Raw genomic sequence first — 12,295 nt, 5'->3', positions numbered from 1 at the left:
ACCGCACGGTCGAATCGGAGTACCAGTGGCGAACGACGACAAGGTTGTTGACTACCTCAAGCGGGTGACCGCCGACCTTCAGCGCACCCGTAAGCGGTTGCAGGAACTGGAGGCGGGGCAGCGGGAGCCGGTGGCGATCGTGTCGATGGCCTGCCGCTTCCCCGGCGGGGTGAACGCCCCCGAGGATCTGTGGAACCTGGTCCGCGAGGGGCGGGACGCCGTCGGCGCGTTCCCCGAGGACCGGGGCTGGCGCACCGACGGGCTGGCCGCCGCCGGAGTCCGCCTCGAAGGCGGATTCCTGTCCGGCGCGGCCGAGTTCGACGCCGAGTTCTTCGGCGTCTCACCGCGCGAGGCGCTGGCGATGGACCCGCAGCAGCGGCTCCTCCTGGAAACCTCCTGGGAGGCCGTCGAACGCTCCGGCCTCGACCCGGCCGCGCTCAAGGGCACCGACGGCGGAGTGTTCGTCGGCATGGCCGACCAGAAGTACGGGCCGCGCGACGACGAGGCGCTGCGCGAGGTGGAGGGCCATGTCCTCACCGGCACCACCAGCAGCGTCGCCTCCGGCCGCCTCTCCTACTTCTACGGCCTCGAAGGCCCCGCGCTGACCGTCGACACCGCCTGCTCGTCCTCCCTGGTCGCCCTGCACCTCGCCACCCGCGCCCTGCGCGCCGGGGAGTGCTCCCTCGCCCTGGTCGGCGGCGCCGCCGTGATGGCCAACTCCGGTCTGTACGAGGAGTTCCTGCTCCAGGGCGGACTGGCCGGCGACGGCCGCTGCAAGTCCTTCGCGGACGCCGCCGACGGCACCGGCTGGGGCGAGGGCGTCGCCGTCCTCGTCCTGCGCAGGCTGTCCGACGCACGGCGCGACAACCAGCCCGTGCTCGCCGTGGTGCGCGGCACCGCCGTCAACCAGGACGGCGCGTCCAACGGACTGACCGCCCCCAACGGGCCCGCCCAGCAGCGGGTCATCCGCGCGGCCCTCGCCGACGCCGGGCTCAGCCCCGCCCAGATCGACGCCGTCGAGGCCCACGGCACGGGCACCCGGCTCGGCGACCCCGTCGAGGCACAGGCCCTGCTCGCGGCGTACGGCCAGGACCGCCCCGAGGGACAGCCGCTGTGGCTGGGCTCCCTCAAGTCGAACATCGGTCACACGCAGGCCGCGGCCGGCGCCGGCGGTGTCATCAAGACGGTGCTGGCACTGCGGGAGGGCGTCCTGCCGCGCACGCTGCACGTGGACGAGCCCACGGCCGAGGTCGACTGGTCGTCGGGCGCGGTCGAACTGCTGACGAGTGAGCGGGAGTGGCCACGGACGGGACGTCCGAGGCGTGCGGGTGTGTCGTCGTTCGGCATCAGCGGCACCAACGCCCATGTGATCCTCGAACAGGCACCCGACGACGAGGCGCCCGCCCAGGACACCCCGCAGTCCGGCACCCCCAGCGCGGACACCCCTGGCACGGACACCCCTGGCACGGACACCCCCGTGGCCCTGCTGCTCTCCGCCCGCGACCTGGAAGCGCTGCGCGCCCGGGCCGCCGACCTGCGCGACCTCGTCGAGTCCCCGGCGGCCCCGGCACCCCTGCCCCTCGCGCGCGCCCTCGCCGGGACACGGCCCCGGTTCACGCACCGCGCCGTCGTCGTCGGCACCGGGCACGAGCAGCTCCGTACCGGACTCGACGCCCTCGCGCTCGGCCGCCCCGACGCCCGGGTGGTGCGCGGCACCGAGGCACCGGCCGGACCGCTCGCCTTCCTCTTCACCGGCCAGGGCGCCCAGCGGGCCGGCATGGGACGCGAACTGTACGCCGCGCACCCGGTGTTCGCCGAGGCCTTCGACGCCGTACGCGACCGGCTCGACCGGCACCTGGAACTGCCCCTGGAGGAGGCCCTCGCCTCCGACGAACTGCTCGGCCGGACCGCGTACACGCAGACCGCCCTGTTCGCCTTCGAGGTCGCCCTCTACCGGCTCCTCGAACACTGGGGACTGACCCCCGACTACCTGCTCGGCCACTCCATCGGCGAACTGGCCGCCGCGCACGTCGCCGGAGTGCTCTCCCTCGACGACGCCTGCACCCTGGTCGGGGCACGCGCCACCCTGATGCAGGCACTCCCCGAAGGCGGCGCCATGCTCGCCGTGGAGAGCGCCGAGGACGACGTACCCGCCCTCCTCGACGCGAGCGGAACCACCGGTCTCCTCGCCGTCGCCGCCGTCAACGGGCCCCGCGCCACCGTGCTCTCCGGCCCGGCCGACGCCGTCGACACCCTGGCCGCCCTCTGCGAGGAACGCGGCCTGCGCACCCGCCGCCTCCAGGTCAGCCACGCCTTCCACTCCCCGCTGATGGAACCCATGCTGGACCGGTTCCGCGAGATCGCCGCCGGCCTCACCTTCCACGCGCCGCGCATCCCCGTCGTCTCCAACGTCACCGGCGTCCTCGCCACCGACGAGCAGCTCCGCTCGCCCGACTACTGGGTGCGGCACGTCCGCGAGACCGTACGGTTCCACGACGGTGTCCGCGCGCTCGGCGAACTCGGTGTCGGCGCCTGCCTGGAGATCGGCCCCGGCGGTGTCCTCAGCGTCCTGGCCCGCGAATGCCTGCCGGACGCGGCGACGGCCCCCGCCCTCGTCGCCTCCCTGCCGCGAGACCAGCACGAACCGACCGCCCTGCTGACCGCCCTCGGCGAACTCCACGTCCGTTCGGTCGCCGTCGACTGGACCGCCGTGCTCGGGCCCGCCGACGGACCCCGGGTGGACCTGCCGACGTACCCGTTCCGCCGCGACCGCTTCTGGCTCCCGGCGACCGCGGGTACGGGCGGCCCTCTGCTCGGTACTCCCCGGCCCGCCGCCGAACCACGGCCGACGGCTGCCGACCGGCCCACCGGGACCGGCCCGGTACTGGACCTGGAACTCGTCCGCAGCGTCACCGCCGCCGTGCTCGGTCACTCCTCCCCGGATGCCGTCCGCGCGGACCGCACCTTCAAGGAACTCGGCTTCGACTCCCTCTCCGCCGTCCGGTTCCGCGACCGGCTCGCCGAGGAGAGCGGACTGACACTGCCCGCCACCCTGGTCTTCGACCACCCGACCCCCGAGGCGGTCGTCGCCCACTACAACGGCGAACGCGCCGACTCGCCCGAGGCCGCGCGCGCCCGCCACACCGACGAACCGCTCGCCCTGGTCGGCATGGCCTGCCGCTACCCGGGCGGCGTCACCGGCCCCGCCGACCTCTGGCGACTGGTCGCCTCGGCGGGCGACGCCGTGACCGCCTTCCCCCGCGACCGGGGCTGGGACCTCGCGGCACTGCGCCAGATCGACGGCGGCTCCCCGGCCACCGGCGGATTCCTCCATGACGCGGCCGACTTCGACGCCGACTTCTTCGGCATCTCACCGCGCGAGGCACTGGCCATGGACCCCCAGCAGCGACTGCTGCTGGAGACCTCCTGGGAGGCCCTGGAGCACACCGGTCTCGACCCGGCCTCCCTGCGCGGCACCCGTACCGGCGTCTTCGCGGGCATCGCGGGCTCCGACTACGCGGAGGTGCTCGCCGCCACCCCGGAGGCCGAGGGCCACCTCATGACCGGCACCGCCGGCAGCGTCGTCTCCGGCCGGGTGTCGTACGTACTGGGCCTTGAGGGTCCGGCGGTGACGGTGGACACGGCGTGCTCCTCGTCGCTGGTCGCCCTGCATCTGGCCGGGCAGGCACTGCGCGCGGGGGAGTGCGACCTCGCACTCGCCGGAGGCGTCACCGTGATGAACACCCTCGGCGGCTTCCTGGAGTTCGCCCGCCAGGGCGGCCTCGCCGCCGACGGCCGCTGCAAGGCCTTCTCGGACACGGCCGACGGCACCGGCTGGGCCGAGGGCGTGGGCGTCCTCGTCGTGGAGCGACTGTCGGACGCGCGCAGGAACGGCCATCGCGTGCTGGCCGTGATGCGCGGCTCGGCGGTGAACCAGGACGGCGCGTCCAACGGGCTGACCGCCCCCAACGGCCCGTCCCAACAGCGGGTCATCCGCGCCGCGTTGGCGAGCGCGGGACTGTCGACCGCCGACGTGGACGCGGTCGAGGCACACGGCACGGGAACCCGCCTTGGCGACCCGATCGAGGCCCAGGCCCTGCTGGCGACCTACGGCAGCGACCGCGCCGGGGACCAGCCCCTGTGGCTCGGCTCACTGAAGTCCAACATCGGCCACAGCATGGCCGCCGCCGGTGTCGCCGGGGTCATCAAGACGGTGCTGGCGCTGCGCGAAGGCGTACTGCCGCGCACGCTGCACGTGGACGAGCCGACGCGCCAGGTGGACTGGTCCGCCGGTACGGTACGGCTGCTGACGGAACAGCGTGCGTGGCCGGAGACCGGGCGCCCCCGCCGCGCCGCCGTCTCGGCGTTCGGGATGAGCGGCACCAACGCCCACGTCATCCTCGAACACGACCCCGAGAGCGTGGTCGACGCGGACCAGCAGGCTCAGGTGGACGACGGCCCTGCCGTGCGCCCGTGGCTCCTCTCCGCCCGAGCCCCGGAGGCCCTGCGTGCCCAGGCCGCACGCCTAGCGGACCATCTCGACGGGCCCGGCACTGACATCACGGTGTCGTCCGTGGGCAAGGCACTGCTGCACAACCGCTCGCTCTTCGACCACAGGGCGCTCGTCATCGGCACCGACCGTGCCGAACTCCTGACCGGCCTGCGCGCCCTCGCGGACGGCACGGCCACCGCCCCCACGGTGATCACCGGAGCGGCCGGCCCGGTCGGCCGAGGCCCTGTCTTCGTGTTCCCGGGCCAGGGGTCGCAGTGGGTGGGCATGGCGGTGGAGCTGCTGGATTCCTCGCCGGTGTTCGCGGCGCGGATGGGGGAGTGCGAGCGGGCGCTGTCGGAGTTCGTGGACTGGTCACTCGCTGAAGTGCTGCGCAACGAGCCTGAGTTGGGTCGCGTGGACGTGGTCCAGCCGGTGCTGTGGGCGGTGATGGTGTCGCTCGCGGAGGTCTGGCGCTCGTACGGCGTCGAGCCGGCTGCTGTGGTCGGTCACTCGCAGGGTGAGATCGCCGCCGCCGTCGTGGCGGGTGCGTTGTCACTCGAAGACGGTGCCCGCGTGGTCGCCCTGCGTTCGCGGGCGATTCTCGCCCTCTCAGGCCAGGGCGGCATGGCCTCTGTGCAACTGCCCGTCGATGACGTACGGGGTCTGACTGCCGTACTGGATGGCCGTGTTGAGGTGGCCGCTGTGAACGGGCCTTCCTCGGTGGTCGTGGCCGGTACGCCGGAAGGCCTGGACTCGGTGATCGCCGAGGCAACCGCCCGGGGGGCTCGCGCCAAGCGGGTTGACGTGGACTACGCGTCGCACTCCGCTCAGGTGGAAGGCATCCGCGATGAACTGATCGACGTACTCGGCGGGTTGGAGCCGGTCGCGTCGAGCGTGCCGTTCCATTCGACGGTCGTTGCCGAACGCCTGGACACGGCCGGTCTGGATGCCGAGTACTGGTACCGGAACCTTCGCTCGACGGTCCGTCTCGAAGAAACCGTGACAGGCCTGGTCGAGGCCGGACACCGCGTGTTCGTCGAGATCAGCCCCCACCCCGTGCTGACCTCTCCCATCGCGGAGACCATCGAGCGTGCCGACGTCGAGCCGCTCGTCGCGGGCACGCTGCGCCGGGGCGAAGGTGGCCTCGCGCGGATATTCGCCTCGATGGCCGAACTCTCCGTGAGCGGGATACCCGTGGACTGGACCTCGGCCTATGGCGCCGATGGCCGCTCCCAAGTGTCCGGTGCCCAGGTCGAGTTGCCGACGTACGCCTTCCAGCGGCGCCGCATCTGGCCGCAGACCCTCCCGGGCGCCCCGCTGGCCGATCCGGCGCACGAGGAGTTCTGGCAGGCCGTCGAACAGCAGGACATCGGAGCCGTGGCCACCGCACTCGCCCTGCCCGCCGACGAACCCGCCCTGCGCACTCTCCTGCCCGCGCTGTCGACCTGGCGGCGGGGGCGCCGCGAGCGCAACGCCGTGGACGCCTGGCGGTACACCGTCGACTGGCGTCCGCTGACGCCGACGGCCGCTCCCGCCGTACTGCCCGGCACCTGGCTGGTGGCCGTACCGGCGGCGCTGAGCGACGATCCGGCGCTCGCCGGGGTCGCCGCCGCCGTGCTGGAGCGCGCCGAACACGGCGTGCTGCTGACCGTGGGCGCCGACGACGACGCCGACACCCTCGCCGGGCACGTGCGGACCGCCGCGCCGACCGGCGTGATCGCCCTCACCGGCGCCGACACCACCCCACACCCGGCCCACCCGGCGGTGCCGACCGGCCTCGCCACCACGCTGTCGCTCTTCCAGGCACTCGTCAGGACGGGCACGGCCGCCCCGCTGTGGTGCGTCACCCGGGGCGCCATGAGCACCGCCGACGACGCGGGTCCCACCGACCCCGCCCAGGCCGCCGTCTGGGCGCTCGGGCGCTGCGCCGCCGTCGAACTGCCCCAGCACTGGGGCGGGTTGATCGACCTGCCGACCACCGTCGACCCGGCCGTCCACGAGCGGCTGATCGCCGTCGTGGCCGCCGGTGACGGGGAGGACCAGGTCGCGCTGCGGCCCACCGGAGTCCTCGCCCGCCGACTCGTCCACGCCACCGCACCGGCGTTCCCGGAGGGCGGCTGGACACCGCGCGGCACCGTCCTGGTCACCGGAGGCACCGGCGCCCTCGGCGCCCATGTCGCCCACTGGCTCGCCCGTGACGGCGCCGAACACCTGGTCCTGCTCAGTAGGCGGGGCGCGAGTGCCCCCGGCGCCGCCGAACTCCGCGCCGAGCTGGAGGAGTCGGGCATACGCGTCACCCTGGTCGCCTGCGACGCCAACGACCGTGACGCCCTCGCCACCGCCCTCGCCGACGTCGAACGCGACGGCGACCGGATCCGTGCCGTCGTGCACGCGGCGGGCGTCGGTGTCCTCGGTCCGGTCGCCGAGGCCCCGTTCGAGGACCTGGCCACCGTGCTGGCCGCCAAGGTCGCCGGCATCGAGAACCTCGAAGCCGTCATCGACCCCGGGCAGCTCGAAGCCGTCGTCTACTTCTCGTCCATCACCGCCGTCTGGGGGGCGGGCGACCACGGCGTGTACGCGGCGGGCAACGCCGTGCTCGATGCCCGCGCCGAACGGCGCAGCGCCGACGGCGTGCCCACCCTCTCCGTCGCCTGGGGCCCCTGGGCGGGCGGCGGCATGGTCTCCGACACCATCTACGACCAGCTCCGCCTGACCGGCCTGCCCGTCATCGACCCGCAGACCGCGATCGCCGGTCTGCGCACCGTCCTCGCCGACGGCGAGACCGCGGTGATCCTCGCCGACGTCGAATGGGAGAGGTTCACCGAGGTCTTCACCAGCGCCCGGCCCAGCCACCTCCTGGACGACATTCCCGAGGCCCGCCCCGCCGCGGTCGAAGAGACATCGGGCGCCCCGGCGTCCGCGCTCGCCGGCCGGCTGACCGGCCTGGACCAGGCGGCACGCACCCGCGCCCTGCGCGACCTGGTGCGCGAACACGCCGCCGCGGTCCTGGGCCACCCGGGCGCGGACTCCGTGGACGCCAAGCGGGCCTTCAAGGAACTCGGGTTCGACTCGCTCACCGCGGTCGACCTCCGCAACCGGCTCGCCGCCGCCACCGGTGTACGGCTGCCCAGCACGCTCGTCTTCGACCACCCCACCCCGACCGCGCTGGCCGGTTTCCTCGGCGACCGTCTGTTCGGCGCGCAGGACCGCGCGGCGGCGGCACCGGTCGTGGTCAGGACCGTCGACCACGAGGACCCCATCGCCGTCGTCGCCATGGGCTGCCGCTATCCCGGCGGAGTCGGGTCCCCCGAGGACCTGTGGCGGGCCGTCAGCGAGGAGGCGGACCTCATCACCGCCTTCCCCACCGACCGTGGCTGGCCGCTGCACCGCCTTTACGACCCGGAAGGCGTCTCCGCCGAGTCCAGCTACGTCGACCACGGTGGCTTCCTCGGCGACGCGGCCCTGTTCGACCCGGCCTTCTTCGGTATCTCGCCGCGTGAGGCGCAGGCCATGGACCCGCAGCAGCGGCTCCTGCTGGAAACGTCCTGGGAGGCCCTGGAGCGCGCCGGCATCGATCCGTCGGAGCTGCGCGGCAGCCGTACGGGCGTGTATGTCGGCCTGAGCGAACAGGGGCACACCGCCCGGCTGCTGGACGCGGCGAGCGACGTGGAGGGCTACTTCGCCACCGGCGCCGCCGCCAGCGTCGCCTCCGGCCGGATCTCGTACACCCTGGGCCTGGAAGGCCCGGCGGTCACGGTCGACACGGCCTGCTCGTCCTCGCTGGTCGCCCTGCACCTCGCCGTACAGGCCCTGCGGGCCGGAGAGTGCGACCTCGCGCTCGCGGGCGGTGCGACCGTGATGTCCGAGCCCGCGTCCTTCGTCGGGTTCAGCCGTCAGCAGGCGCTGTCCCGCGACGGCCGCAGCAAGTCCTTCGCCGCCGCCGCCGACGGCTTCGCCCTCGCCGAGGGTGCCGGGGTGCTGGTGGTGGAGCGGTTGTCGGACGCGCGACGCAACGGGCATCCGGTACTCGCGGTCGTGCGGGGCTCGGCGGTGAACCAGGACGGCGCGTCCAACGGGCTCACCGCGCCGAACGGACCTTCGCAGCAGCGGGTGATCCTCGCCGCGCTGGGGGACGCCGGTTTGACCACGGCTGATGTGGATGCTGTGGAGGCGCATGGTACGGGGACCCGGCTGGGCGACCCGATCGAGGCACAGGCCCTGCTGGCGACATATGGCCAGGACCGTGAACGGCCGCTGTATCTCGGGTCGTTGAAGTCGAACGTGGGCCACACGCAGGCCGCTGCGGGTGTCGGTGGCGTCATCAAGACGGTGCTGGCACTCCAGGAAGGTGTGCTGCCCGCGACACTGCACGTGGACGAGCCGACTCCCGAGGTGGACTGGTCGGCCGGTTCGGTGGAACTGCTCACCGAGGCACGGGAGTGGCCCGCGACCGGGCGTCCCCGCCGGGCAGGTGTCTCGTCCTTCGGGATCAGCGGCACCAACGCCCACGTCATCCTCGAACAGGCCGAGCCCGCAGCCGAACCGGCGGAGCCTGTCGGCCCGGCCGTGACGCCGGCCGCCGTGCCGGTCGTCGTCTCAGCGCACGACCCGGCGGCCCTGAAGGCCCAGGCAGGACGGTACGCCGAACTCCTGGACCGGAAACCGGAGATCAGCCTGCCCGACCTGGCGTACTCCCTCGCCACCACCCGGACCGTCCTGCCCAGCGCCGTGGTCCTGGTCGCCGCCGACCACGACGAACTCCGGCAGGCGCTCACCACCGTGGACGCCGTCACCCCCGACGAACCCTCGACCGGCGGCCTCGGCCTGGTGTTCTCCGGGCAGGGATCGCAACAGGTCGGTATGGGCCGGGAGTTGTACGAGGCCTTCCCGGTGTTCGCGACCGCCTTCGACGAGGTGTGCGCCGCCTTCGACGGGCTGCTCCCCGGCCCGCTGAAGGAGACCGTGTTCACCGGTCCGGCGGACGTGCTCGACACCACGGGCTGGGCCCAACCCGCCCTGTTCGCACTGGAAGTGGCGCTGTTCCGGCTCATCGAGTCGTGGGGCGTACGCCCGGACGTCGTGTTCGGGCACTCGCTGGGCGAACTCGTCGCCGCACATGTGGCGGGCGTGTGGACGCTCGCCGACGCCTGCCAAGTGGTCGCCGCGCGCGGCCGGTTGATGCAGGCGCTGCCCCCGGGCGGGGCGATGTGGGCGGTCGAGGCCACGGAGGGGGAGATCCCCGAGACGGCGGACGTGTCGGTCGCCGCCGTGAACGGGCCCTCGTCGGTGGTGCTTTCGGGCACCGAGGAAGCCGTCCGCGAGCTGGCGGACCGGTTCGCCGCCGACGGCCGCCGCGTCAAGCGGCTCGCCGTCAGCCACGCCTTCCACTCCGCCCTGATGGCCCCGATGCTCGACGACTTCGCCGAAGTGCTCTCCTCGGTGGCCTTCCACGAACCGACGGTCCCCGTCGTGTCCAACGTCACCGGTGAGATCGCCGGAGCGGAACTGCTCACCCCCGGGTACTGGGTACGGCACGTCGGGGCGACCGTCCGCTTCGCCGACGGAGTCCGCGCTGTCCACGCCCAGGACGTGGGCACCGTACTGGAGTTGGGCCCCGACGGCTCCCTCACCGCCATGGTCCGGGAGAGCGCGCCCGGTCTCCTCGCCCTCGGCGCCCTGCGCAAGGGGCGCGACGGGACACGCACCCTGGCCGCCGCCCTCGGCCGCCTGCACATCAACTCCGTACCCGTGGACTGGCAGGCCTACCTCGCCGGAGCCCGCCGGACGGACCTGCCGACGTACGCCTTCCAGCACGCCACCTACTGGCTGGAGACGACCCGGCACCAGGACGCCCCCGACACCGCCGAGCAGGATCTGTACACCCTGTCCTGGCAGCCCGTCGAGGCGGTCACGGAACCGGCGTCCAGGATGAACTGGGTCGTTCTCGGCAGGTCGGAGGGCCGCGCGGGCGCACTGGCCAAGGCGTTCCCCGATGCGGCCGGCACCGCCCAGGTGCACGCCGGGCCGGAGACCGTCGACGCGGCCACCGACCTGATCGTCCTGCCGGTGGACACCGCGCCGGACGAGCGGGACGACACGGCGGACGACGACCCCGCCGCCGTACGGCGCCTGACCCACCACACGCTCGCCCGGGTGCAGGAACTCCTCGCCCAGGACCGGCTGTCGGGCTCCCGCGTCGCCCTCGTCACCAGCGGTGCCACCACCGGCGACCCGGCCCAGGCGGCGGTCCAGGGCATGCTGCTGTCGCTCCAGCAGGAACACCCCGACCGGTTCCTCCTGGTCGACCTCGCCGACGACACCACCGACGCGCCCGCCCTGACAGCGGCCGTCGCCACCGCGCTGAGCAGCGGAGAACCGCAAGTCGCCGTACGCGGAGGCGAGTTGTTCGTACCGAGGCTGATATCGGCCCCGACCGCGCCACTCGACGCGGCACCGCGTACGCACGGCACGGTCCTGATCACCGGCGGGACCGGTGAACTCGGCGGGCTCGTCGCCCGGCACCTGGCCGGCGACCACGGCGTACGCGACCTGCTGCTCGTCGGCCGGCGCGGCGCCGACGCCCCCGGAGCCGACGAACTGGCCGCCGACCTCGAACGCGCTGGTGCCCGGGCCGTCTTCGCCGCCTGCGACGTCGGCGACCGAGACGCGCTCGCCGCGCTCCTCGCCGGGATACCGGCCGACCGGCCGCTGACCGGCGTGGTCCACACGGCGGGCGTCGTGGACGACGGCGTCGTCACGGCACTCACCCCGGAACGCGTCGACAGCGTCCTCGGCCCCAAGGCCGACGCCGCCCACCACCTGCACGAACTCACCCGGCACCTGGACCTGACCCACTTCGTGCTCTTCTCCTCCGCCGTGGGCACCCTCGGTGGAGCGGGCCAGGCCAACTACTCGGCCGCCAACGCCTACTTGGACGCCCTGGCCCGCCGCAGGCAGGCGCACGGGCTGGCCGCCACCTCGCTGGCCTGGGGGCTGTGGGGAACCGGCGGCGGCATGGGCGGCCGGCTCGCCGACGTCGACCTGCGGCGGATGGCGCGGGCCGGTGTGCTGCCGCTGGACGCCGGGCAGGGCCTCGAACTCTTCGACCGGGCCTGGGCGGGCGACGAAGCCGCCCTCGTCCCGCTGCGCACCGACTCCGGTGTGCTGCGCGGCCGGGCCACGGCAGGCACTCTCCCCGCGATCCTGCGCACCCTGGTCCCGGCACCGCAGGAACAGCCGGGCGGTCAGGCAGACGGCGGCTTCGGGCCCGGGAACACCGAACGGCTGGCGGCACTGCCTCCCGCCGAGCGCGCCCGGACCCTGCTCGACCTCGTCAGGGCGCGCGCCGCGGTGGTCCTCGACTACCCGTCGGCCGAGAGCCTCGACCCGCGCAGGTCGTTCCGGGAGGTCGGGTTCGACTCGCTGACCGCGGTGGAGCTGCGCAACAGCCTCGCCGCCGCGACCGGCCTGCCGCTGCCCGCCGCCCTCGTCTTCGACTACCCCACCCCGGCGGCGCTGGCCGAACAACTCGACCGGCGTCTCCTCGACCACGCCGGCCCGTCCGGCCCGCAGCGCCGCCTGGCCGTCCCCGACCTCGTCGACCAGCTGGAGGCCGCCCTCGCGGAGCTGTCGGCGGAGGACCCGGGACGCCCCGCGATAGCCGCCCGGCTGCGCACCCTGGCCGCCGAGGACACCCCGGTGGCCGGCGGGGACGACGACGCAGTCGATGTCGACACCCGGCTCGCCGCGGCGTCGGACGACGAGCTGCTCGACTTCATCCGCTCAGAACTCGGCAAGGAGTGA

Annotated in this window: 1 protein-coding gene; it reads left to right on the top strand. The window is 73.9% G+C overall.

Translation table 11 applies throughout. The features are described 5' to 3' along the window. The first annotated feature begins 25 nt into the window (after nt 1-25). Nucleotides 26-12,295, top strand: coding sequence for a type I polyketide synthase (locus tag AOK08_RS10525; protein WP_079053961.1), 12,270 nt, complete (start codon nt 26-28; stop codon nt 12,293-12,295).

The sequence above is a fragment of the Streptomyces graminilatus genome (assembly GCF_001418565.1).
GTDB lineage: Bacteria > Actinomycetota > Actinomycetes > Streptomycetales > Streptomycetaceae > Streptomyces > Streptomyces graminilatus.
This window is presented reverse-complemented; position numbering and strand designations above follow the sequence as displayed.